Annotated in this window: 24 protein-coding genes; 15 read left to right on the top strand and 9 right to left on the bottom strand. The window is 72.6% G+C overall.

Features of this window, described 5'->3' with window-relative positions; genetic code table 11:
* The first annotated feature begins 63 nt into the window (after positions 1 to 63).
* The gene (locus tag ACZ6TB_RS05930) at positions 64 to 741 is read left to right on the top strand and encodes a hypothetical protein (protein WP_465551080.1); all 678 of its coding nucleotides are present in this window, start codon (positions 64 to 66) and stop codon (positions 739 to 741) included.
* 10 nt (positions 742 to 751) lie between these two features.
* Here the strand turns inward: ACZ6TB_RS05930 and ACZ6TB_RS05925 are convergent, their stop codons facing one another.
* Positions 752 to 1129 carry a VOC family protein gene (locus ACZ6TB_RS05925; RefSeq protein WP_465551078.1) on the bottom strand — a complete coding sequence of 126 codons (378 nt, stop codon included), beginning with the start codon at positions 1127 to 1129 and terminating at the stop codon, positions 752 to 754.
* Between the two features lie 193 nt (positions 1130 to 1322).
* On the opposite strand from ACZ6TB_RS05925, the gene ACZ6TB_RS05920 reads away from it, so the two are divergent.
* Positions 1323 to 2114, top strand: a complete 792-nt coding sequence (locus tag ACZ6TB_RS05920; RefSeq protein WP_465551077.1) for an STAS domain-containing protein — start codon at positions 1323 to 1325, stop codon at positions 2112 to 2114.
* Positions 2115 to 2116: 2 nt separating this feature from the next.
* Here the strand turns inward: ACZ6TB_RS05920 and ACZ6TB_RS05915 are convergent, their stop codons facing one another.
* Positions 2117 to 2773: a TetR/AcrR family transcriptional regulator C-terminal domain-containing protein gene (locus ACZ6TB_RS05915; RefSeq protein ID WP_465551075.1), complete on the bottom strand. Its 657-nt coding sequence runs from the start codon at positions 2771 to 2773 to the stop codon at positions 2117 to 2119.
* Between the two features lie 83 nt (positions 2774 to 2856).
* Between ACZ6TB_RS05915 and ACZ6TB_RS05910 the strand changes: the two genes are divergently transcribed.
* The gene (locus tag ACZ6TB_RS05910) at positions 2857 to 4293 is read left to right on the top strand and encodes an MFS transporter (protein ID WP_465551073.1); all 1437 of its coding nucleotides are present in this window, start codon (positions 2857 to 2859) and stop codon (positions 4291 to 4293) included.
* 11 nt (positions 4294 to 4304) lie between these two features.
* Here the strand turns inward: ACZ6TB_RS05910 and ACZ6TB_RS05905 are convergent, their stop codons facing one another.
* Entirely contained in the window at positions 4305 to 5144 is an 840-nt protein-coding gene (locus ACZ6TB_RS05905) for an alpha/beta fold hydrolase (protein WP_465551071.1), read from the bottom strand.
* 35 nt (positions 5145 to 5179) lie between these two features.
* Between ACZ6TB_RS05905 and ACZ6TB_RS05900 the strand changes: the two genes are divergently transcribed.
* The 10 genes from ACZ6TB_RS05900 to gntF all read left to right on the top strand — a co-directional run bounded on the left by ACZ6TB_RS05900 (position 5180) and on the right by gntF (position 17613).
* Positions 5180 to 6010: an LLM class F420-dependent oxidoreductase gene (locus ACZ6TB_RS05900; protein ID WP_465551070.1), complete on the top strand. Its 831-nt coding sequence runs from the start codon at positions 5180 to 5182 to the stop codon at positions 6008 to 6010.
* Entirely contained in the window at positions 6007 to 6396 is a 390-nt protein-coding gene (locus ACZ6TB_RS05895; protein WP_465551068.1) for a TIGR03668 family PPOX class F420-dependent oxidoreductase, read from the top strand. The genes ACZ6TB_RS05900 and ACZ6TB_RS05895 overlap by 4 nt, the downstream gene beginning before the upstream one ends.
* A gap of 154 nt (positions 6397 to 6550) precedes the next feature.
* A complete protein-coding gene (locus tag ACZ6TB_RS05890) occupies positions 6551 to 8677 on the top strand; it encodes an SCO7613 C-terminal domain-containing membrane protein (protein ID WP_465551430.1) in 2127 nt (708 codons plus the stop codon).
* Positions 8678 to 8784: 107 nt separating this feature from the next.
* A complete protein-coding gene (locus ACZ6TB_RS05885; RefSeq protein WP_465551066.1) occupies positions 8785 to 11835 on the top strand; it encodes a putative bifunctional diguanylate cyclase/phosphodiesterase in 3051 nt (1016 codons plus the stop codon).
* A 26-nt stretch (positions 11836 to 11861) separates the two neighbouring features.
* On the top strand, positions 11862 to 13121 hold the full coding sequence (locus ACZ6TB_RS05880) for an aminotransferase class I/II-fold pyridoxal phosphate-dependent enzyme (RefSeq protein WP_465551065.1): 1260 nt from the start codon (positions 11862 to 11864) through the stop codon (positions 13119 to 13121).
* Complete coding sequence (locus tag ACZ6TB_RS05875) at positions 13115 to 14557, top strand: MFS transporter (protein ID WP_465551063.1); 1443 nt, start codon at positions 13115 to 13117, stop codon at positions 14555 to 14557. The genes ACZ6TB_RS05880 and ACZ6TB_RS05875 overlap by 7 nt, the downstream gene beginning before the upstream one ends.
* Positions 14554 to 14940 (top strand): nuclear transport factor 2 family protein, encoded by a 387-nt coding sequence (locus tag ACZ6TB_RS05870; RefSeq protein ID WP_465551061.1) that lies wholly within the window; start codon positions 14554 to 14556, stop codon positions 14938 to 14940. The genes ACZ6TB_RS05875 and ACZ6TB_RS05870 overlap by 4 nt, the downstream gene beginning before the upstream one ends.
* Positions 14941 to 14944: 4 nt before the next feature.
* On the top strand, positions 14945 to 15745 hold the full coding sequence (locus tag ACZ6TB_RS05865) for an inositol monophosphatase family protein (protein ID WP_465551059.1): 801 nt from the start codon (positions 14945 to 14947) through the stop codon (positions 15743 to 15745).
* Positions 15746 to 15922: 177 nt separating this feature from the next.
* Positions 15923 to 16180 carry a hypothetical protein gene (locus tag ACZ6TB_RS05860; RefSeq protein ID WP_465551058.1) on the top strand — a complete coding sequence of 86 codons (258 nt, stop codon included), beginning with the start codon at positions 15923 to 15925 and terminating at the stop codon, positions 16178 to 16180.
* 104 nt (positions 16181 to 16284) lie between these two features.
* Positions 16285 to 17613 carry a guanitoxin biosynthesis pre-guanitoxin forming N-methyltransferase GntF gene (gntF, locus tag ACZ6TB_RS05855; RefSeq protein ID WP_465551056.1) on the top strand — a complete coding sequence of 443 codons (1329 nt, stop codon included), beginning with the start codon at positions 16285 to 16287 and terminating at the stop codon, positions 17611 to 17613.
* On the opposite strand, the gene ACZ6TB_RS05850 is transcribed toward gntF, so the two are convergent.
* Both ACZ6TB_RS05850 and ACZ6TB_RS05845 read right to left on the bottom strand, forming a co-directional pair.
* The gene (locus tag ACZ6TB_RS05850; protein WP_465551054.1) at positions 17588 to 18109 is read right to left on the bottom strand and encodes a SigE family RNA polymerase sigma factor; all 522 of its coding nucleotides are present in this window, start codon (positions 18107 to 18109) and stop codon (positions 17588 to 17590) included. The genes gntF and ACZ6TB_RS05850 overlap by 26 nt on opposite strands.
* Complete coding sequence (locus tag ACZ6TB_RS05845; protein WP_465551052.1) at positions 18106 to 19140, bottom strand: hypothetical protein; 1035 nt, start codon at positions 19138 to 19140, stop codon at positions 18106 to 18108. Before ACZ6TB_RS05845 ends, ACZ6TB_RS05850 begins: the two co-directional genes overlap by 4 nt.
* A gap of 106 nt (positions 19141 to 19246) precedes the next feature.
* On the opposite strand from ACZ6TB_RS05845, the gene ACZ6TB_RS05840 reads away from it, so the two are divergent.
* The gene (locus ACZ6TB_RS05840) at positions 19247 to 20140 is read left to right on the top strand and encodes an NAD(P)-dependent alcohol dehydrogenase (RefSeq protein ID WP_465551051.1); all 894 of its coding nucleotides are present in this window, start codon (positions 19247 to 19249) and stop codon (positions 20138 to 20140) included.
* On the opposite strand, the gene ACZ6TB_RS05835 is transcribed toward ACZ6TB_RS05840, so the two are convergent.
* From ACZ6TB_RS05835 to ACZ6TB_RS05825, 3 genes are all read right to left on the bottom strand, one after another.
* A complete protein-coding gene (locus tag ACZ6TB_RS05835) occupies positions 20137 to 20607 on the bottom strand; it encodes a hypothetical protein (protein WP_465551049.1) in 471 nt (156 codons plus the stop codon). The two genes, ACZ6TB_RS05840 and ACZ6TB_RS05835, sit on opposite strands and share 4 nt — an antisense overlap.
* An 86-nt stretch (positions 20608 to 20693) precedes the next feature.
* A complete protein-coding gene (locus tag ACZ6TB_RS05830) occupies positions 20694 to 21260 on the bottom strand; it encodes an RNA polymerase sigma factor (RefSeq protein WP_465551047.1) in 567 nt (188 codons plus the stop codon).
* Positions 21253 to 22131: a maleylpyruvate isomerase family mycothiol-dependent enzyme gene (locus ACZ6TB_RS05825; protein ID WP_465551045.1), complete on the bottom strand. Its 879-nt coding sequence runs from the start codon at positions 22129 to 22131 to the stop codon at positions 21253 to 21255. Before ACZ6TB_RS05825 ends, ACZ6TB_RS05830 begins: the two co-directional genes overlap by 8 nt.
* Before the next feature lie 151 nt (positions 22132 to 22282).
* On the opposite strand from ACZ6TB_RS05825, the gene ACZ6TB_RS05820 reads away from it, so the two are divergent.
* Positions 22283 to 22642, top strand: coding sequence for a nuclear transport factor 2 family protein (locus ACZ6TB_RS05820; RefSeq protein WP_465551043.1), 360 nt, complete (start codon positions 22283 to 22285; stop codon positions 22640 to 22642).
* On the opposite strand, the gene ACZ6TB_RS05815 is transcribed toward ACZ6TB_RS05820, so the two are convergent.
* Entirely contained in the window at positions 22639 to 23157 is a 519-nt protein-coding gene (locus ACZ6TB_RS05815) for a TetR/AcrR family transcriptional regulator C-terminal domain-containing protein (RefSeq protein WP_465551041.1), read from the bottom strand. The two genes, ACZ6TB_RS05820 and ACZ6TB_RS05815, sit on opposite strands and share 4 nt — an antisense overlap.
* Positions 23158 to 23220: the final 63 nt, after the last annotated feature.

The raw sequence follows: 23220 nt of genomic DNA, 5'->3' as shown, positions 1-23220 counted from the left end.
GGTTCGACGTTGTGGATATTGGGGGCAGCGAGGGCGGGTGGGTTGCGGCTAAGGTCCACGCTCGTGGACGAGGAGAAGATCGCGGAGCAGGAGAAAACGGTCGAGCCCGTGGAGACTCCCGATCCCGCCGATGAGCCTGCGCCGAGTGACGAGAAGGTGGCGGAAAGCGCGGAGGAAACGGAAGAAGTAGCGGAAGAAGCGGAACCGGCCGACGAATCCGACGCGGAGGCGGAGCCGGCCGGGGACGAAGCCGCGGCCGAAGAAGACGAAGATGTCGAGACGGTTCCGGCGGCGGCCTTTGCGCACGCGCCGACGAGCGGGGACGCTCGGCATGTCGACGAGGACGTTCTGGTCGGCGAGGCGGACGAGCCCGCCCCGGACGGGCTCGATCGGCGGCCGGACAAGATTTCGTGGGTGCTCACGCCGGTCTTCGTGCTTGTGCTCGGGCCGCTGATCGCGGGGGTCGTCACGTTTCTGGTCGCCATGAACGAGACCGGCTATCCGGCGCTCTGCCGGTCGGCGGCGGCCGACAATCAGTGCGAGGAAGTCGTGCTTCGGATGGCCGGCCAGCACGCCGTGGCGTTTCTTGCCGGCTGGCTTCTGGTGTGGGCCCTGCCGTGGTGGCGCGGGCTTCGGACGTACCGGATCGCGCTCGGTGTTCTGGTTGTTCTTCTGCTTGTCGCGGCGCCGCTGCGGCTGGTCAGCACGATGGATTACGACTCCCTGCTGGGAATGCGGTGACGCCGGCCGTCTAGCTTTCCTGGTCGAGCGAGAGCGTGTTGCCGTCGGGGTCGTGGAACCAGGCGATCCGCGCGCCGCCGGGGGCCGTCCAGACGCCCTGGTCGTCCTGGTCCATGCCGGGGATGCGGAGGAACTCGACGCCTCGGCCGGTCAGCGCGGAGACCGCCGAGTCGAGGTCGTCGACCCGCCAGCCGAGCACGGTGAACGGTTGCACGCGCAGCTCGCCGCCGACGTCGGTGATCCGGATGCGGCCGCCCGGCGACTCGACCACCAGGGCGAAGCCGTCGGCGTGTGCGATCGTCAGCCCGAGCACCGACTCGTAGAACGAACGGGACCGGGCGAGGTCGGTCGACGGCACGAAGGCGACGACCGGAGCGGAGGTCAACATGCCTCTCAACCTGCCGCGCCGGCGGTGCCGTTGGCAAGCGGCGGCGAGGCCACGCGGATCATCGGCAGAATGGCGGATGCATTCCCATTCCTCGTTCGGGTGATGAACGCGTCAAGAGGAAGCTTCACGTTGACCTCGGGTATCGGCCGTTCAGACACTTGCTGCTGAAGCTGACGACATCGGAGGTCTCACCGTGAGGGCGAACAATGCCGGCCGGCCCGCCGGCGGCGCCGAGCATCCCGGAAATGTCGTGCTGACCCACCACCTCGACGACTCGGTGATCGAGCTCGTGGTCTGCGGCCAGTGGAGCCGTAAGACCGCGCTCGACGTCTACCAGGTGTTGCGCAAGAGTCTCGCCGAGCACCCGTCCGCGATCATCATCGACCTGCACGAGATGAACGATCTCGACGCCAGCAGCGCGGCCACCTGGATCGCCGCCAGCCAGGCCGCGACGTCGCTGCAGCCGCCCGCGCAGGTGGCCGTGTGCGCGCCGCCGACCCGGCAGATCGTGACCCGGCTGCGGCAGCTCGGCTGCACCCGGTTTCTCTCCCTGTTCGGCACGGTCGACCAGGCCCGGGCGGCGGTGGCGAGCGCCCTGCCGCTGACCGACCGGCTCCAGCTGCGCTGGCTGCCGGCGCATCCGGACTCGCTGGCGACCGTACGCGACGTGGTCGCCCTGGCCTGTCGTCTGTGGACGATGCCGGAACTGGCCGCCGACGGGTGCGACGTGGCACTGGATCTGGTCGCGGACTCGCTGGAGTTCGCCGGGACCGCCATGCTCTTCACCGTCTGCCGGCGCCAGGAGAGCCTGTACCTGGCCCTGCGCGATCACGAGCCGACGCTGCCGCCTCTGCAGGGTCCCGGCCGCGCCCGGGCCCCGGCCCTGGCGCCGCGCCTGCCGATGGCGACGGCCCGGAGCTATGTCTGGGGCGCTTCCCCGACCCACGACGGCAAGGTCGTCTGGGCCGTCGTTCGAAGTCGCTGAGGTCAGCCGGCCTTGATGCCGGCGATGATGAGGTCGACGCCGGCCAGGAACTGGGCCCGGTCGTCGTGGTCGCGCAGCTGGCCGGCGACGGTGTGGGCGAACGGGAACTCGGCCGGATCGAGCGCCGCCCACCGGGCCGCCTCGGCGCCCAGCATGTCGTCGCGGCTGGTGCCGGGCCGCTGGGCGCGCGCGTTCGCCGCGTTCTGCCCGGCCATGCCGAGGATGTAGTTGAGCAGCGCGGACGCCGAGTAGAACAGCGCCGCGTCGGGGACGCCGAGCGCCTGGATCTGCCGGCCGACGTGCTCGAAGAGCCGTAGTGTCGCCGACCGGGACGCGAGCACCGAGAGCTGCCCGCCGACCCACGGGTGCACGTCGATCGCGTCGAACAGGCCGAGGGCGATGGCCCGGATGGCGTCCTCCGGGGTCGCGGCCCGCAGAGCGCCGGTGTCGGGGAGGACCGCGTCGGTGGCGGCGACCAGCAGCTCGCCCTTGTTCGCCACATGCCAGTAGATCGCCCCGGGACCGGTCTTCAGCCGCGCGCTCAGCGCCCGGAAGGTCAGGCCGGCCTCGCCGGCCTCGCCGGCCTCGTCGAGCAGCTCGACCGCCGCCTCGACGATGCGCTCCCGGGACAGGCGATCCGTGTCACGTGTCCTCGGCATGCCTCCATCTTGACACGTCTGGAACGGCGTTCCAAACTTGAGCTATGGAACGCCGTTCCATAGTTCCGGGATAGGGGCCGATCATGAGTGCCGACGTCATGGATGCGCGCGACAACGTGCGCGCCACCTCGCTGCGGGCGGTCTGGCCCGCGATCCTCGGGCTGTCGGTCGTCTTCCTGGTGGAGATGCTCGACAACTCGGTGCTGAACGTCGCGCTGCCGACCGTCGCCCGCGAGCTCGACGCCTCGGCGTCCGACCTGCAATGGATCACGTCCGGCTACTCGCTGCTGTTCGGCGGCCTGATGATGGCCTTCGGGGCGATCGCCGACCGGTACGGGGCGAAGCGCGTGATGCTGATCGGGCTGGCTCTCTTCGCGCTGGCCAACCTCGCCGTCCTGGCCGTGCGGACGCCTGCCGAGCTGATCGCCGTCCGGGCCGCCATCGGCGTCACCGCGGCGATGACCGCCCCGGGCACGATGGCCCTCGGCTTCCGCCTGTTCGACCAGGAGAACCTGCTGATGCGGGCGACCGGCGTGATCTCCTCGGTCGGGCTCGTCGGCCTGGCCGCGGGGCCGACCCTGGGCGGCCTGCTGCTGCAGGTCTCGTCGTGGCAGACGTTGCTCGTGATCAACGTGCCGATCGCCGTGGTCGCGGCGCTGTGCATCCGCTTCGGCATCCCGGCCGACAACCGCGCCCACCGCACCACGTCGCCGCTCGACCTGCCCGGCGCCCTGCTCGGCACGGCCACGATCATCCTGTCCCTGTGGACGGCCACCCTGGTCGTCGAGGACGGCTGGGGTCACGCGACGCCGTGGCTCGCCGGTCTCGCCGCCGTGCTCGGCGCCGCCGGTTTCGTCGCGCACGAGCGCCGCACCGCGCACCCGATGTTCGACTTCGCCCTCCTGAAGCGCCCGCTGGTCTCGGCCAGCCTGGCCTACCAGGCCGCGCTCGGCCTCGGGCTGGCCGCCCTCGGCTACAGCGTCTCGCTCCAGCTCCAGCTGGTCTGGGGCTGGTCGCCGGCCGAGGCCGCGCTCGGCAACCTGCCGCAGATCATCATGATGCTCGCGATCGGCCCGTTCGTGGAGAAGCTCGTGACCAAGCTCGGCGCCCACCGCGCCGGTCCGCTCGGCGCGGTGGCGGTGATCGCGGGCCTTCTGCTGTACGCCCTGCTCGGCCGGCACGGCTACGGCTGGATCGCGGTGGCGCTGGTCCTGGCCGCGGCCGGCATGCGGGTCGTCCTGATCATCGCCGCCGTCACGGTCATGCGCGGCCTGCCCGCGGACAAGACCTCGACCGGCGCCGCGCTCAACGACACCAGCCAGGAGGTCGCGAGCAGCGTCGGGATGGCCGTCACCGGCACGATCGTCGCCGCCGGGCTGACCGGCTCGCTGGCGCAGATCGGCTCGAGCCCGGCCGGCACGCAGTCCTTCGAGAACGCGGTCACCGTCGCCACCCTGGTGCTCACCGGCATCTGCGCGGTGCTGGTCACCTGGGCGATCCGCCGCAGCGCGAACGCCTGAGCGCGCGCGGGTCAGAGGGGCGGCGCCGCCACGAACGAGCGGATCTCGCGGACACAGGCGTCGGGCTGGTCGTGCGGCATGAGCGTGTAGCTGCCGGGCACCTGGATGAGACGGCCGGCTCGCAACGCCTCGGCCAGCCGGGCGCCGTTCCCGGGGACCATCATGCGGCACTCGGGCGCCCACAGCACCAGGGCCGGGCCGTCGAAGGCGGACAGCCGGCGGGCGGCCTCGGTGTACTCGTCACGGCGCGTGGTGCGCAGGTATTTCAGCAGGTCGCGGCGGATCTCGGACGAACCCAGCGCGGGCGCCAGCCAGGCGTCCAGCACGTCGTGCGGCACCGGGCGCTTCGACATCAAACCAAAATTCACCGGCGAACGGCGCATCGGCCGTACGCGCAAAGTCTGTAAAGCCGCGGCCGTGGCGCCCGGGATCTTGGACGACAGGTGGAGCGCGCGGCCCGGGAGACCCGGCGGGAAGTTGTCGAAGGACTCCTGAGGCAGCAGCACCAGCCGGGCCAGACGGTCGGAGAGGCGGTGGGCCGCGACCAGCTGCGCGCCGCCCCAGTCGCAGCCGACCAGGGTGACCTCGTGCAGGTCGAGCCGCTCGAGGAACTCGGCGACCAGGCGCGCGAGGCCGAGCGAGCTCAGGTCGGCGCCGGGCTCGAGGGGAATGCGGTGCGCGCCCAGGGGCAGCTCGAGCACGACGCAGCGGTGCCCGGCGCCGAGGCCGGCGACCACCTCGCGCCACAGGGTCGCGCCGACCAGGATGCCGGTGAGGAAGACCAGGACCGGGCCGTCGCCGCCGCTGTCGTCGTACTCGACGGTCCCGGCCGACAGCTCCGCCCTTTGCATGGTCGAAGAGTATCGATCGTGCCAAGCTCGTCCCCATGGACTTCGGTGTCGGATATTTCCCAACGCACGACGGCGTGCGACCCGGCGAGATCGCCCGCCGGGTGGAGGAGCGCGGGCACTCGGCGCTCTATTTCGCCGAGCACACGCACATCCCGGCGAGCCGCGAGACACCCTGGGGCGGCGGTAAACAGCTGCCACAGAAGTACTGGCACACGTACGACCTGTTCGTCGCCCTCACCGCCGCGGCCGAGGCGACCAGCCGGCTCCGCATCGGCAGCGGCGTCTGCCTGGTGATCGAGCGCGACCCGATCACCACGGCCAAGGAGGTGGCGAGCGTCGACCACCTGAGCGGCGGCCGGTTCGAGTTCGGCATCGGCTCGGGGTGGAACCGCGAGGAGATGGCCAACCACGGGACCGACCCGCGCACCCGGCTCGCCCTGCTCGGCGAGCGCGTGCGGGCGATGCGCGAGATCTGGACGCACGACGAGGCGACCTTCCACGGCAGGTTCGTGAACTTCGACCGGATCTGGTCGTGGCCCAAGCCGGCGCAGAAGCCGTGGCCGCCGATCCTGGTCGGCGGGGGCGGCCCGACGGCCGAGAAGCGGGTGCTCGAGTACGGCGACGGCTGGTTCCCGCAGTGGCACGATCCCGACGTGCTGGCCCGCATCGCCGCGCTCCGCGCTTCGGCCGACCGCTACCTGCAGATCCAGGTGCTGAGCGTCCCGCCCGACCCCAAGGCCCTGGAGCAGCTGGAGGAGGCGGGCGTCGACCGGGCGTCGGCCTGGCTGCCGTCCGGCCCGTGGAGCGTGGTCGAGCCGGCGCTGGAGAAGTGGGAGAAGGCGATCGCCGACCTGGTCGGCCGGTGACCCCCGCCGAGCTGTTCGGCGCCGTCCGGGTCGCCCGTCTCGCCACGGTCGCCCCCGACGGCACGCCGCACCTGGTGCCGATCGTCTTCGCGGTGACCGGCGACGTGATCCACACCGCGGTCGACGCCAAGCCCAAGCGCACCCGGCAGCTGCGGCGGCTCGCCAACATCGCCGCCGACCCGCGGGTCAGCGTGCTGGCCGACCATTACGAGGAGGACTGGTCGCGGCTGTGGTGGGCGCGGGCCGACGGGGTGGCCCGGGTCCTCGACGTCTCGCCGGCCGGCCTCAGCGCGCTGACCGCACGCTATCCGCAGTATCGCGAGGCGCCGCCGCCCGGCCCGTTCCTGGAGATCGCCGTGCGGCGATGGTCAGCGTGGCGGCCGTGACGATCGCGGGGGCGGGTCGTCCTTCGACTCGGTGAGCATGGCCGGGGTGCCGGCAGCGTCAGGGTCACGTTCGCTCGTTCGCTCGTTCGCTCGTTCGCGGTGAGTATGCGTGCTCAATACTTGCGGGCCGCGGGGCACAAGGATCGGTTGCGTGATGTACACGTGCCCGCATTGCGGTGGCCCGCTCTATCCGGCGCCGGTTCTCCCGCCGCCGCCTCCGTCTCCGCCCCGGGAAACCTCGACCCGGGCGGTGCAGAACGTCCTGTTCCTGCTCGGCGGCCTCCTCCTCGGCGTCGCGGCGATCGTCTTCGCGGCGGTGGCGTGGGCGCAGTTCGGCGACGGCGGGCGGGCCGCGCTGCTCGCCGCCTTCACGCTGGCCGCCCTGGCAGCGCCGCCGGTCGCGCTGCGCCGAGGCCTGCGCGGCACGGCGGAGACCCTGGCGGCGGTGGGCCTGCTGCTCATCCTGCTCGACGGGTACGCGGCCTGGTACATCGACCTCTTCGGGGTGACCGCGTTCGCGCCGGCCCGCTACGCCGGCGTGGTCTTCGCCGCCGCGGCCGCGCTCGCCGCCGGGTATGCCCTGGCCACCGGCCTCGCCGGCCCCCGCTATGCCGCGCTCGTGCTCGCCCAGCCGGCCCTGCCGCTGCTGGTCGCCCCGGCCCACCCGGGCCCGGCCGGCTGGACCCTGACCTTCGGCGCACTGGCCGCCCTCAACCTCGCCGCGCGTATGGGTGAGCAGAGCGGTGCCGGCCGCCGCCTCGCCGCGCGTATCGGTAAGCAGAGCGATGCCGGTCGTGGCGTGGCCGCGCGTATCGGTAAGCAGAGCGATGCCGGTGGGGGCGTGGCCGCGCGTATTGGTGAGCAGAGCGGTGCCGGTGGCGGCGTGGCTGCGCGTATGGGTGAGCAGAGCGGTGCCGGTGGGGGCGTGGCTGCGCGTATTGGTGAGCAGAGCGATGCCGCTCGTGGCCTGGCTGCGCGTATGGGTGAGCAGAACGGCTCTGCTTACCCATACGCGCCGGTTGCCTACGTCTTTGCGAGTCTCGCGGCGGTGGTCGCGTTCGTGCCGGCCGCCGTCGCCGCGGTTCGCACGCTCGTCACCGCGGGGCCGCCCCTGCACGCCGCCTGGAGCGCGACCGTGCCCGGCCCGGGCTGGCGGCTGCCGGCCGCGCTCGCCGTGGTCACCGCGGCCTTGTGGCTCTCGGCGCCGCGGCGGCTGCGCACCGCCGTCCTGGTCGCCGGCGTCTCGGCGGTCGCCCTGGCCCTCCCATCGGGTCTGCACCTGCCCTGGTGGAACGGCCCGATCCTCGATCTCGCGGTGGTCGGCACGCTGCTCGCGCTGAGCCTGCGGCGGGCCGCCCCGGCGCTGGCCGCGCCCGCCGGCCGGGTGGCCGCGCTGCCCGCGGTGGCGTCGCCCACGGCCGCCTCGGCCGCCGCGTCGGCGGTCACGCTCGGCACCCGGGTCGCCACCTCGGCCTCGGTCGCGGCGGCGATCACCGCGGCCGGCCAGGTGATCGCCTCGGTCGTGCTGGGCGCGCACGCGATCGCCGCCGGGTTCGGGCGCCCGAGCATGGCCGCGGCCGTCCTCACGGTGATCGCCTTGTTCGGCCTGCGCACGAGGATCGCCGACGTCGCGGTCGTAGTGAGGGCCCTGGGGCTGCTGATCGCGCTGGTGCCGGTGCCCGCTATCGCGTGGGCCGGGGCGGTCGCGCTCGGGCTGCACGGGGACGACCGGGCGATCGTCGTGGCCGGCGGCTTCGCGGTCGTGCTGGCGGCGGGGGCGGCGCTGGGCGGGACGCTCGGCTTCGTGCTTGCCGTGCTGGCGGGGTGGGGGGTCGCGCTTGCGTGCCCCGCGGGGACGGTGCTCGAGGCGTACACGCTGCCGGCAAGCGGCCTGGCACTCGCCGCCGCCCTGCTCGCCCGGCGCGACCCCACGCCCAGCTGGATCGTCCTTGGCCCGGCGCTCAGCGCGAGCCTCACGCCCAGCCTGATCATGATCCTGGCCGGCGACGGCGACCAGCATCTGCGGCGGCTGCTGCTCGGCCTGGCCGCTCTCGCGATCCTGCTGATCGGCGCCCGGCTGCGGCTGCGCGCGCCGGTGATCGCCGGCGGCCTCACGCTCGCCCTGGTCGCGCTGCACGAGCTGGCCCTGGTCTGGGACCTCGTCCCGCGCTGGATCCCGCTGGCGGCGGGCGGCCTCCTGCTGGTGATCCTGGCCGCCACGCTCGAGCGACGCCGCCGGGATCTTGGGCGGGTGCGGCATGCCCTCGGCCGAATGACCTAAAGGGCATCATCCGTTCGGACGAGTTTGGCGGCGGAGGGTAAAACGGCGCCGCCGCGGTGCCGATCCAGGAGGCCTCAGCAAGCCTCTACCAGTGGATCGGAGCACGGATGTCGCCGACGCGTCTGCAGTCGTGCTTCGCCGCCTGGATCGTCGCGCTGTCGGTCGTGTTCTACACGTTGCCGGCCTACAGCATGTACATCTGGGCGGCGATCGGCCTCTCGGCCGCGGCCGCCGTCGTCATCGGCGTGCGGGCACACCGGCCGTCGAAACGACTGCCCTGGTACCTGCTCGCCGCGGTGCTGGTCAGCTTCACGCTCGGGGACACCACGTACAACGTCCTCACCGATTTCCTCGGGCGGCAGAACCCGTTCCCGTCCGTCGCGGACGCGTTCTACCTGCTGGTCTACCCGATGCTCGCGGTTGCCCTGATCATCTTCATCCGGGCCCGGTCGGGTCAGAACAACCGGGCCGCGCTGCTCGACGCGCTGGTGCCGACCGCCGGTCTCGGCCTGCTCTCCTGGGTCTTCCTGATCTCGCCGTACGTGCGGGACGAGAGCATGGGCGTCTTCGAGAAGCTGACCTCGGCCGCGTACCCGCTCGGCGACGTGCTGGCGCTGGCCATGCTGCTGCGCCTGATCACGGCGGGCGGCCGCAAGCCGGTCGCGCTGACCACGCTGCTGTTCGGCGTCACCGGGCTGCTCGTCACCGACGTGATCTACGGTCTGCGCCAGCTCGACGGCACCTGGCACGTCGGCGGCCCCACCGACTCCGGCTGGATCTTCTTCTACACCGCCACGGCGCTGGCCGCGCTGCACCCGTCGATGCGCAAGATGACCTCGGGCGGGGCGGCCACCAAGCACGCCGTCGCCGGTGGCCGGCGGATCGCGGCCATGGCGGTCGCGTCGCTGATCGCCCCGGCCGTGCTGGTCGTCGAGGACCTCACCGGCGGCGTCGAGGACGCCATCATGATCTCGACCGCGTCCGGCACGATGTTCCTGCTGGTGATGGCCCGCGTGGCCGGCCTGCTCCAGGCGCAGCGGGACAACACCGCCCGCGAGCGCACCCTGCGCATCTCGGCCGCCGACCTGGTCGCCGCCAGCAGCGAGTCCGAGGCCGGCGAGGCGCTGCAGCAGGCCGTGGCCGCGATCGTGCCCGAGGGCGAGCTCTACCGGTTCTTCTACACCCGCAACGACGCCGAGCACGGCGAGCCGACCGGTCTCATGGGCACCGGCTGGGTGTCGGTGGCCGACCTGCCCGCCGAGATCGCCGCCGAGCTGGCCGGATTCGAGTCCGCGCTGTTCGCCGAGGCCGTCTCCGGCTCGGTCGCCGACAGCCGGCCCCACCGCAACCGCGCCTACCTGGCCGCCGACGACGCCGTGCTCACCTCGCTCCAGCCGTCCTTCGACGCGCTGATGGCGCAGGGCACGATGGCCGTCGAGCGGATCACCCTGACCAAGGAGATCAACCGGCGCAGCAGCGAGGACTACTTCCGCGCGCTGATCCAGAGCGCCTCCGACGTCATCCTCATCGTCGGCGACGACGAGATGATCCGGTACGCGAGCCCGTCCGCCCTGCCCGTCTTCGGCCGCACCGACCTGGTCGGCACCGAGTTGTCCCGGCTCATCGCCGGCACCGACCACGGCGACCTGCGCCTGCTGCTCGACGAGGTGCGGGCCGGCCGCGGGCCGCGGGACGGCGTCGACCTCACCGCGATCTCCGGCGACGACCTGCTGCTGCAGGTCGAGTGCACCTGCCGCGACCTGCGCGCGGACCCGGCCGTCGGCGGCCTCGTGGTCACCATCCGCGACGTCACCGAGCGCCGGCGCCTCGAGACCGACCTGGCCCACCAGGCGTTCCACGACACCCTGACCGGGCTCGCCAACCGGGCGCTGTTCCAGACCCGGCTCGAGCAGGCGGCCGTGGCCGCCGAGAACACCCTCAGCACCGTGGGCGTCCTGTTCGTCGACCTCGACGACTTCAAGGAGGTCAACGACTCGCTCGGGCACGCCGCCGGCGACCAGCTGCTGATCGCGGTCGGCCGGCGGATCACCGAGGTGGTCGGCCCGCTGAACACGGCCGCCCGCACCGGCGGCGACGAGTTCGCGGTGCTGATCGAGCACGTGACCGACATCGAGGAGATCGAGGGCATCGCGGCCCGCATCGTGGCGGCGCTCGGCGTGCCGATCGAGGTCTCCGACGGCAACGGCGGTCTGCACCTGGTCAGCGGCGCCGCCAGCGTCGGCGTCGCGACCAGCGCGGAGTCCGAGGGCATCACCGAGCTGCTGCGCCGCGCCGACGTGGCCATGTACGTGGCCAAGACCGACGGCAAGAGCACCTGGCGCGGCTACCAGGACGAGCTGCACGAGGCGATGATGCGCCGGCTCGAGATGCGCTCGGCGCTGATCGAGGCGGTGCCCGGCGACCAGATGCGGCTGCGCTACCAGCCCATTGTCGACCTGCCCACCGGCCTGGTCATCGGCATGGAGGCCCTGGTGCGCTGGCAGCACCCGGCCCGCGGCCTGCTCGGCCCGAACGAGTTCATCGAGCTCTCCGAGGAGAACGGCTCGGTGGTCGCGATCGGCGGGTGGGTGCTGCGGCAGGCGCTCGAGCAGTTCGCCGCCTGGCGGCGCCGGCCCGAGGGCAACCTGCTGCGGTACGTGTCGGTGAACGTCTCGGCCCGCCAGTTCCGTACGCCCGGTTTCGTCGACCAGGTGCGCGCGGTGCTCGTGGAGACCAGCTCGCGCCCGGAATGGCTGCTGCTGGAGATCACCGAGAGCCTCGTGCTGCACGACGCCGACCAGGTCTGGGCCGACCTCCGTGAGCTGCGCGCCATGGGTGTCCGGATCGCCATCGACGACTTCGGCACCGGCTACTCGTCGCTCAGCTACCTGAGCCAGATGCCGGTCGACGTTCTCAAGATCGATAAATCGTTCATCGACGACATCCTGGACAGCACGCAACAGATGGCGCTCGTCGAGACGATCGTGAGCCTCGCCCGCACGCTCGACCTCGCCGTCGTGGCCGAGGGCATCGAGCTCGACGGGCACCGCCAGGCGCTCGTGCAAATGGGCTGTCCTTTTGGCCAGGGATACCTCTTCTCCAGGCCGGTGACTGCCGATGAGATCGGCGACTGGCTGACCGCGACCTCCACCCGATGAATCCCCACCCCCTTGGAAGGAACCACATGTCCCTCGCTCCCATCCCCGGTGACGGCCTCGAGTTCGTGCAGCGCGAAGGCCGCTGGGCGGACCTCGAGCGGCTGCGGGCCGGCAACCCGATGTACGACGCCACGATCGAGGAGATCAAGGGCCGCCGGATCCGCGTGGGTGACCACTGGCTGGCCGACTTCGCGTCCTGCAACTACCTCGGCTTCGACCTCGAGCCCGAGATCATGGACGCGATCGCTCCCGAGGTGTCCCGCTGGGGCACCCACCCGAGCTGGTCGCGCCTGCTCGGCAACCCGTCGATCTACCCGCAGATCGAGGAGAAGCTGACCGCGCTGCTCGACGCGCCCGACACCCTCGTCCTGCCGACGATCACCCACATCCACATGTCGGTGCTGCCGATCCTGACCGGCAAGAACGGCTACATCTTCCTCGACTCGCAGGCCCACAAGACCATCTACGACGGCAGCATGGTCGCCCGCGGCCTCGGCGCCACCGTGCAGCGGTTCCGCGCCAACGACCACGAGCACCTGCGCGAGCTGCTCGCCGCCGCGCCGGCCGGCGTGCAGAAGATCATCGCCATGGACGGCGTGAACTCGATGACCGGCAACGCCCCCGACATCAAGGCGTTCGCGGCGGTCGCCCGCGAGTTCGGCGCCCTGGTCTACGTCGACGACGCGCACGGTTTCGGCGTCATCGGCGAGCGGGCCGCCAACGAGAAGTCGCCGTACGGCATCAAGGGCAACGCGATCGTCAAGTACTGCGGCGAGACGTACGACAACATCGTGCTCGTGGGCGGCTTCTCCAAGTCGTACTCGTCGCTGCTGGCCTTCCTGGCCCTGCCGACCTGGCTGAAGAACCACCTCAAGGTCTCGGCCGCGCCGTACCTGTACTCGGGCCCGGCCCCGACCGCGTCGCTGGCCACGGTCAACGCCGGCCTCGACCTCAACGAGAAGCGCGGCGACGACATCCGTGCCGACCTGTACCGCAAGAGCATGAAGGTGCTCGACCACGTCCGCGGCCTGGGCGTCTACACGCCGAACACCGGCACCACGCCGGTCATCGAGCTGCCGCTGGCCGAGGGCCAGGACATCGACGCCGTCGGCAAGCTGCTCTGGGACCGGGGCATCTACGTGACGCTGGCCGCGTACCCGCTGGTCCCGCGCGACCAGGTCGGCTTCCGGGCCCAGGTCACCGCGGCCAACACCGACGAGGAGATCGACGAGCTGAACGCCGCCATCACCGAGCTCCACAACGACGGCAAGCTCCGCACGTGCTGACCGTCGCCGGTCCGCTGGCGCCCCTGCGCCACAAACAGTTCCGGCTGCTGTGGACCGGCATGAGCGCTTCGCTGATCGGCGACGGGATGCTGCTGGTCGCTCTCGCCTGGTACGTGTACGACCGGTTCGGGGTGCCGAGCGCGATGTCCGCCGTGGGCGTCGCGCTCTCCCTCCCGCAGGTCGTCACGCTGCTGCTGGGCGGGGTGATCAGCGATCGCTTCGACCCACGCCGGGTCATGCTGGTCTCGGACGTGATCCGGGGACTGGTCATGGCCGGCGTGGCGGCGCTCGCGCTCACCGGGGCGATGACCTCGCTCTGGATGCTGCTCGGGCTGATCGTGGTGTACGGCGCGTCGGCCGGCTTCTTCGGACCGTCGTTCGACGCGCTGGTGCCGCAGGTGGTGCCGGAGGATGACCTGGTCGCGGCGAACGCGCTCGACCAGTTCGTCCGGCCGGCCTGCCTGCAGATCTTCGGGCCGATGCTGGGCGGCGCGGTCATCGCCCTGGTCGGGGCGCCTTGGGCGTTCGCCTTCGACGCCTTTACGTTCCTCGTTTCGGTGGTCTGCCTGCTGGCGATGCGCGCTTCGGTTGAATCGGACATATCCGATTCATCCTCGGAATCGCTTTGGCAGGAAATGCGGGAAGGTATCGGATATGTCCGGCGGCACATCTGGCTGTGGGGCACGTTCCTGTCGGCGACCTTCACCTATCTGCTGTTCATCGGCCCGACCGAGGTGCTGCTGCCGTACGTGGTGAAGACCGAGCTGAACGGCAGCGCCACCGCCCTGAGCCTGGTGCTCACCTCGGGCGGCCTCGGGGCGATCGTGGCGGCGCTGACGGTCGGCTGGATCGGCATCCCGCGGAAATTCATCAGCTACATGTACGGGACCTGGGCCGTCGCCACGCTGGCGGTGGCCGGTTACGGCGCCGCCACCCAGACGTGGCACCTGGCTCTCGCCTGCGTCGCGGTCAACGGGCTCGAGGCGGCCGGCACGATCGCCTGGGCCACGGCCAAGCAGCGGTTCGTCCCGGACGGGATGCTCGGCCGGGTGTCGAGCGTGGACTGGTTCGTCTCCACGGCGCTGCTGCCGCTCTCGTACGCGCTGGCGGCGCCCGTAGCCGCCTGGATCGGCGTCCGGGAGACGCTGCTCGGGGCCGGCCTGCTGGGCGCGGCGGTGACGTTCGGCTTCCTGTTCCTGCCCGGGATGCGGAAGCCGGAGAAGGACGCGCACTACGAGGCCCGGCACTCGTCCGACCGGCCGGCCCGGTTCGTCCTGGCCGAGCGGTTCGTGCTCGCCCAGCGTCCTTCCATGGAGAACCAGCGTCCTTCTATGGAGAACCAGCGTCCTTCTGTGGAGAACCAGCGTCCTTCTGTGGAGAACCAGCGTCCTTCTGTGGAGAACCAGCGTCCTTCCAAGGAGAAACAGCCCGCATGACCGAACCCCTCGACGCCGTCCGCGACCTCAGCGACGCGTTCGCGGCCCGCGACCTCGGCGCCGCCCTGGCCTGCTTCGCCGGCGGCGACGACATCGGCTACGCCGGGTCCGAGCGGGACGAGACGGCGACCGGCCGGGACGCGCTGGCGGCGCTGCTCGGCAAGGTCTTCCTGCGCGATGAGGCGTACGCCTGGACGGTGACCCGCTCGGTCGTGCACCGGTACGGCGCTCAGGCGTACGTCTTCGCCGAGGCCGACGGTCTCGTGCGCACCGACGCGGGCGAGACCGACACGTTCCCGTACCGGGTCTCCGGGATGGTGGAGCTGGCCGGCGAGCGCTGGCGGTGGCGGCACTGCCTTGGTGGCGAGCCCACGGTTGACTGATGGCGTGCACTCAGATGATCGAGAACTCGCCATCGCCGCGGCCTCGGCCGGGGCCGCCGTCGTGCGGGCCGCGTTCGGCGGCCCGCTGACCCGCTTCGACAAGGGGGCCGGCGACTTCGCCACCGCCGCCGACCTGGACGCCGAGAAGGCGATCCTGGCGGTGCTGGGCGAGGCCCGGCCCCTCGACGCGTTCGTGGGGGAGGAGAGCGGCGCGACCGGCGCGGGCGCGGCCGACCGGCGCTGGCTGGTCGACCCGCTCTGCGGCACGCTGAACTTCGCGGCCGGCACGATGGCGGTGGCGGTGAACGTGGCGCTGCGCGTCGGCGGCCGCCCGTCCGTGGCCGCCGTCGCCGACCCGTTCACCGGCGAGGTCTTCTGGACCGGCGGCGACCGGGCTTTCGTGCGTCACGACGGCGCCGACCTCCCGCTCGCGCCGTCGTCCGCCACGGCGCTGGTCGACATCAACCTCGACCCGCCCTATCCGATCGACCGGGCGCACGCGCTGCTGACCGCGCCCGGGTTCGCCGCCCGCTTCCGGCCCCGGGTGCTCTCCACCACGCTGGCGTTGACCTGGGTGGCGGCGGGCCGGCGGGCCGCCTACGTCACCGGCGGCGACCTGCGCGACAGCGTGCACTTCGCGGCCGGGATCGCGCTGTGCGAGGCGGCCGGCTGCGTGGTGACCGCCCTCGACGGCTCGCCGCTGCACTCCGGGCCCGGCCTGCTGGCGGCGGCCGACGCTCCGACGCACGCGGCGCTCCTCACGCTCGTCGCGCTGGTTCGCGAACTACCTCGATCTCGTCATTGAGCGTGATGTGCTGGAGCTGAGCCGAGTACGCCAACGAGAGATGCTCCCCCGGCTCCTCCGCGTTCTCGCCGCCCGATCGGGTCAGGTGTCGAACATCGCCGGCGCGGCCTCAGCGGGTGCCGGCCTGGGGAACGACACTGGGCTCCCGGGTCGCCCGCCAGCCGAAGGTGCATCTGGTTGACGCGGGCGTCATGGCGTGGCTTCTCGGCCTTACGCCGGAAAGGATCGCGCACGTCCGAGGCTCACGAGGTCGATCTGATTCTGGAGCGCGACGACGGGATGGTCTTTGCGTTTGAGATCAAGGCCGGCAACCGCCTCGCGATGGCCGCGGTGTTGTACACCGGCACACTGACGTTCCGCTTCGACGACGGCACGCTGGTGCTTCCGTTGGATGCACTTTGGTCGGCGTCACCAAGGGCGTCGGAAAGAAAATGAGTGCGGTCGACGTGAGCAGCAATTGACCACGATCTGACCTGGAAGGTGAGCACCCGCACGGCCGACCCTGGGCACCTCACCGGATCACCGCCCGGAGGCGCCCCATGGTTCGATCGTCGCCGCTCCTTGCCTGGGGCGTCAGCCTGGCGGCCACCGCGGCGTCCACCTATGCGTTGGACGCCTTGGCGGCGGCCGCCGGCGCCGGGCTGGTCGCCACCGGGTTGCTGGCCGAACTCGGCCATCGGTCGGTCGTGGCGTTTCTCCTCGCGAGTTACACGGTCTGGGTGCTCGGGCTGCGCGTCAACCTGAGGGCGAACGGAGCTCTGCTGGCGGCGACGGGGACGAGCACCAACGTGCTGTCCAAGCTGGCGTACGACGTCACCCGGCGCCGGGTCGGCGGTGAGCGCGCCGCCCGGGTGGCCGCGGCCGTGGCCTACACCGGCACCGAGGTCGCCAAGGAGGTGCCGTACTACACGGCCGCGTTCGGGGCCGCCGTGGCGACCGATTCGATCACCACCGACGAGGCGCTCGTCTTCCTCGGCGGCGCCAACCTCGGCGCCGCGTTCTATGAAGTCGCGCTTGCCCGGCTCACCCGGACCGTCCTCGGCCGGCGTCGCGGGCACGCGTCGTTCGACACCGACTGGGTGCCGGCCGAGTACCTCGCCGGCTACTACCGCACCGTCGAGCCGGACGAGGTCGCCACGATCGCGTTTCTCGTCGACGCGATGCGCCACGCCGAACGCGATCGGCCGATCCTGTTCTTCGGGACCGGTCCCACCCTCCACCACGTGTTCGCGTGCGCCGAGACGGCGTCCGAGATCCATCTGGGCGACTATCTGCCCGGGAACCTGGCCGAGATCCGGCGGTGGATCGACCGTGCGCCGGGCGCCCACGACTGGCGGCCGTTCGTCCGCTACACCCTGCAATGCGAGGGCAACACCTGTCCGACCGACGACGAAGTGACCGCGCGGGAAGACCTGACCAGAGCAAAGATCACCACGCTCGTACGGGTGGACGCCCGTCACCCTCGTCCGCTGGCCCGAAGCTACGCGACCGTCATCAGTGCCTACTGCGCGGACTCGGCGACCGGCGACCGCGCCACGTGGCACCTGTTCATGCGCCACATCACCGGCCTGGTCCAGCCCGGCGGCCTCTTCCTCACCGCGGCGCTGCGCCGGTGCCGCGGCTACACGGTCGGCGGCATGACCTTCCCCGGCGCCGACATCGACGAACGCGACCTCCGAGCGGCCCTACGCCCCGACTTCGAACCCCTGCGCGAGGGAATCGAGGTCATCCCGACGGCCCAGCGAGGTTCCCACGGCTACGCCGCGATCCTGCTCTGCCGGGCACGCCGCGCCCACCCGGCGCCGCCGTCCGGAGCCGGCCGGCGATGCGGGTGGGCCGCCGTCAGGGGACGGGCCCGGCCTCGGTGAGCGCGAACGCGTCGGCGAGCGGCCCGTCGGCGCGGCGCAGGGCCGCGATGGCGCGGCTCGCCCGGCTCTTCACGGTGCCGGCCGAGCAGCCGAGCTGGGCGGCGATCTCCTGCTCGGTGAGGCCGGCCCAGTAACGCAGGACCAGCACGACACGCTGGGCGGCCGGCAACTCGCGCAGGGCGGCGAGCACGACCTGGGCGGTCTCTTTCTGGTCGTACGCGTCGCCGGCCGCGGGCCGGTCGGGGAGCGCCTCGGCCGGAATCTCCCGCCGCCACAGCCGCCGGCCGGCCCGCCACGCGGCGCGGGCCATGACCTGCCGGGTGTACGCCTCCGGGTCGCCCTGCTCGTGCAGCCGGCGCCACGCCCGGTACGTCTTGACCAGCGCCTCCTGGGTCAGGTCCTCGCCCTTGCCGCGGTCGCCGGTCAGCAGCGTGCCGTAGCGGACCAGCGCCGGGTAGCGGTCCGTCACGAAGCCGGCGAACCCCGCGGCCGTCACCGGGCGATCCCGAGCAGGGTCTTGAGCTGGGCCACGGTCGCGTCGCTCACGCGTACGCGCCCGCCGGACGAGGAAACCGCCTCCTGGCACCCGCCGCCCAGCGTGATGACCACCTGGGCCGGGTCGTCCGACTGCAGGGTGAGCGCCGCCCGGGGCTGGCCGGCGTGCGCGCACGCGGCCGAGTCGTCCACGACGTCCGACTGCGCCCGCAGCAACGCGATCACCGCCGCGATCGTCGCCGGATTCTCCGACCACGCGGCCCCGGTCTTGCGGTTCACGCCCTTCGCGTCCGGCGTGGTCAGCGAGACCGCGTCGGCCGAGTCGGGCAGGGCCAGGACGCCCGCCTCGGTCGGCGTGGTGACGATCGAGTTGAGGATCTTCCGCTCGGCGGGGCCGTTCTCGCGCAGCTGCAGCATCACCATCGACCACGGCAGCACGACCACGTTCCAGAAGCTGAAGTCGGGCGACCGGTCCGGCGCGAGGTCCGCGGCCTCGAGGCTCTCCGACAGCCAGGCCGGCTCGCCGCCGCGCAGCGTCACCGCGGTCGGCGGGGTCGCGATGTTGCGCTCGGCCTGCAGTTCCGCGCCGGCGAGGAGCGGCCCGCCGGGGGTGATGTCCGTGCTCCCGTAGACCTCGACCGGCGCGTACTGGCAGCCCCGGTTGCCGGTGACGACGATCAGGATGGTCTTGGTGAGGTCGCCGCAGGGCCGGGCCGGGTCGTTCTTCAGCACCGTCCAGCCGTCCGGGATGGGCAGCCGCATCGCGCCCGCCACCACGTTGTGGCCGACCACCCGCGGCACCGGCGGACCGCCGAGCGGGCTCGTGCCGGCCGGCGGTGGGACGGGCGCCGCGGTCAGCTGCCGGCCGGCCGCCAGCCCGCCCCCGATCAGCGCCACCACCAGCGCCCCGGCCACCATCGCCCGCCGGCGCGCCGCCCGGCCGCGCCGGACCACCGCCCCGACCGGGTCGCGGTCGCCCGGCTCGACGCCGGCCACCGCCCCGTCGAGCAACTCCCTGATCCGTTCCGTCACCGCGTCCTCCCCGTCGTCTCCCGTCCACCCTTGAAAGACATCGGCGCCACAAAGGGTTCCACGGGGCTCAGGCGAATCACAGGGACGGCCCTCGATCATGTCGGCCATGCGCGCGGTGATCTTCGAGTCCTACGGCCCGCCCGAGGTGCTCGTCCCGGTCGATCTGCCCCGGCCGGTGCCGCGGGGCGATGAGGTGCTGGTGCGGGTGCACGCGACGACCGTGACGCCGGCCGAGTGCGGGGTGCGGCGCGGGGAGCCGCGCTGGGGGCGGGTGCTGATCGGCATGCGGCGACCCCGCCGGGGCGTACGCGTGCTGGGCAGGGAATTTGCCGGCGAGATCGAGGGGACCGGCCCCGGGGCGCGCACCCTCCGGAAAGGCGACCGGGTCTTCGGGCTCACCGGCTTCGGCGCCAACGCCGAGTTCACGGGCCTGTCGGAACGCGCCTGCCTGACGACGATGCCGGCCAATGTGACGTACGCGCAGGCGGCCGCCGCGGTCGGTGGCTTCACCACGGCCTGGCACTTCCTGCGGGAGCGGGGCCGGGTGCAGGCCGGGCAGAAGGTGCTGGTCATCGGGGCGTCGGGGAGCATCGGCACGTACGCGGTGCAGCTCGCCGCCCATCTCGGCGCCACCGTCCACGCGGTGTGCGGCGAGCGCGACGCCCGCCTGGTCGAGGAGCTGGGCGCCGCCCGCGTCTTCGAGAACGCGCTCGCGGCGGCCGGCGAGCGGTACGACGTCGTGCTCGACATCGGGCGCGCCGGGTCGCGGCGCCTGCTCGCGCGCACCGGCCGCTACCTGTCGACGACCGCCGTCCGCACCGCGATCACCGGCCCGCGGGCGCGCCGGCACGAGGCCCTGGCGGCGCTGCGAAGCCTGCTGGAACAGGGTCGCCTGCGGGTGGTGATCGACCGTTCCTACCCGATGTCCGAGATCGTCGAGGCCCATCGCCACGTCGACGGCGGCCGCAGGGTCGGCAACGTGGTGATCCGGGTGATCTAGGCCCCGGCGAAGAAGCGGCGGGCGGGGGTGCTCGCGAGCATCGCTATGGCCGGTACGGCGAGCCCGAGCACGGCCGCGGACGCCGTCGCCGTCACGGCCCACGACAGCGCGAGCCATACGACCGAACTGCCGTAGGTGAATCCGCCGAACGAGGACTCGTAGGTCGTGCCCACGCCGAGCACGCTCGCCACCTGCACGGTCATCAGCAGCACCAGGCCGGCCAGGCTCAGCCGGTGCGCGATCCGGCTACCGCGCCGCAGGCCGGCGGCGGTGACGGCCAGCCCGGCGGCGAAGGCGAAAAGTAGCCCGGAGGAGAGCGGGTTTCCGGGCAGCACCCGGTATTGCAGGGTGTCGGCCAGGGCGACGGCGGCGACGAGGGCAAGCAGCGCCGCGACGCCGGTCTGAAGCCAGAAGGCGACGGTTACGACGCGTGGGCGCCCACCAAAGCCGGATTTTTCCGGAAACATCTGGGCAGGGTAGCGGCGGGCCGGGCGCGGCGGAACGGCCGACCGGACGGCTTGGGCCGCCCCACCCGGCCTCGCCGCACCACTGCCTACCCGGGGTAGCCGGCCGCGGACATGCGCTCGGCCAGCAGGCGCAGGCCCGAGCGCAGGCGTGACTTCGCGGTGCCCTCGGGGACGCCCAGCTCGGCGGCCACCTGGCGGTAGGACAACCCGTAGTAGTAGGCCAGCGCGATCGGGTCGCGGTACAGAACGGGCAGATCGCGTACGCATTCGCGCACCGCCTTGGCCTGAGCGGCCCCGACCACATCGTCCTCGACACCGCCCTCGACCGGAGCCTGGCCGGCCAGCCGGGTCAGGTGGGTGCGCTGGGCCGACTGGCGGCGCAGCAGGTCGATCGCCCGGCGGCGGGTCAGCATGCAGAGCCAGGCCCGCAGCGAGCCGCTCTGCGGGTCGAACCGGCCGGGATGCCGCCACAGCTCGACGAACGCCTCCTGCACCGCGTCCTCGGCCCAGCACTGGTCCCCGGTGATCCGCAGGGCCAGGGCGTACGCCGACGGCGCGTGCCGGTCGTACGCCTCGGCCAGCGCGTTCTCGTCGGCGGCGGTCAGCATGGCGTGCAGCCGTGCGTCGTCGGGCTGGGATCGCACGTCACTCACACCCCAGCGTTCCGGCGACGGTGAGCAGGAGCAGGGCGGTCGCGCGGTCGCCGCTGATCGTGGCGACCGTGGGCTCGACCGGGATGCGCCCGGCCATCAGGCGGCCGAACCGCTCGGCCGGCATGGTCACCGCGGCGGCCGGCGGGCCGGTGGCGGGACCGCGGGCGGAGAGGGCCGCGACGTGGTCGAGGCCGCCGGGGCCGGTCAGCGCGAGCCGCACCGAGCAGCCGGGCCGGCCACGCCCGGCCGCGTCGATCGCGCCGGGCAGCAGGGCCAGGCCGAACCCGAGGATCCGGGCCAGGTGGCCGGGCGGGGGCGGCGCGAGCGGCAGGGCGACGGCGGCCCGGATGTCGTCGTGGTGGATCCAGGTCTCGAAGGCCCGCTGGGTGAGCGCCTCGCGCAGCGGCCGGCGCATCGGGACCTTGCCGGCCAGCCGCACCGGCCGGTCGAGGTCGCCGGTCACCGTGAGCAGCCGCTCGGACTGGTCGCGCCACGACGGCGCGGTCGGCAGGCCGAGGTCGGCGAGCACCAGCCCGTCGTTGCCGGCGAGGTGCCGGATGAGCTCCCGGACCGTGCGCCCGTCGGCCGTGCGGGCCTGCCACTGCGACGGCAGCAGCGAGTCGAGCAGGTCGGCGAGGGCGGCGGCCTGTGACGCGTACGGGGAGGAAGGCCTTTGATCGAGCGCCTTGGTGAGAACGCGGGAGCGCAGTCCGGGCGGCGGCGGCTCGGCATGCGTGGACGCGAGCCAGCCGGCCACCTCGCGCGCCCGGCCGACGATCGCCGCGCACCGCTCGCACTCGGAGACGTGCGTGGTCACCGAGGGCGAGGGGAGATCACCGAAGGCGTACGCCTCCAGATCGTCCGGGTGCATAGGCCCACCCCCTTTCCCGGGTCCCAAGGATCGACGACCGTGCACGGTTTGCGCCAGCTCGAGACGGAACCGCGACAGCGCCCATCCGTTGACGGCCGGCGTGCGAACACCGGACATGCGCGTGGAGAGAGCCCCGTTGCGGTGGGCGTTCGTGAACAACGACCCCACACTCGCCCCTGACCTGCTGCACGAATACGTCGACGGGTGGCGGCGGCACGACGTCGACGCCGTGCTGGCCACGCTCGCCCTGGAGTGCGTGGTCGTCGATTCGCGCGGCACGGTCCACCGCGGGGTCGAGCGGGTCGAGCGGTGGCTGCGGCAGTGGTTCGCGCACGGCGAGGTGCACGAGTGGCAGATCACCAACAGTGCCGCCGCCGGCGACCTGCTCGTGGCCGAGTGGGAGCTCACCCGCAGCTGGCGCGGCGAGCGGTCCCTGCTGGCCGGCGCCACGATCGCCCGGCCCGCGGACGGGCGGATCGCCTACCTGCGCGAATACACCACCTGGCCCTAGACCTCCGGCATCCGGCGGCGGATGCCGTCGACCACCAGGCCGAGGCCGAAGTCGAAGAGCCGGTCGGCGTCGCCGGACGGGCCGTCGCGCTGTTCCTCGAGGATGTGGCCGAGGATGAAGTGCGCGAGCGCGAGCACCGACCACGCCGCCTGCTCGGCCGGCATCCCGTCGTCGACCAGGATCTCGGTGCCGGCCCGGATCGTGCCGGGCTCGGTCACCAGCGTGCCGGCCAGCAGCCGGCCGCCGTCGCGCGTTGCCAGCAGCGCCCGCCGCAGGCCGTGCGCGAGCGTGACCAGGCGCTGGTCCCACGGACCGGCCGGGGGCGCGCCGACGCCGGCGAGCAGGTCCTCGGCGACGGCCGCGAGCAGCGCGTCGCGGTCGGGGAAGTGCCGGTGGACCTCGGCCGCCGGCACCGTCAGGAGGGTCGCGAGCTCCTCGGCGCCGAGCCCGTCCAGACCCTCGGCGTCGATCAACTCGCGGGCGCCCCGCAGGACCTCGGCGCGACGAAGCTGCACGGCGCGATTTTTCCACACCGGTCCCGGGATTTGACCGCCACTCGGCGGCCGTGACAGCTTGAT

The organism is Actinoplanes sp. NPDC051537, assembly GCF_055586105.1.
The sequence above is the reverse complement of the archived record's forward strand: the minus strand, read 5'-3'. Positions and strand labels throughout refer to the sequence as shown.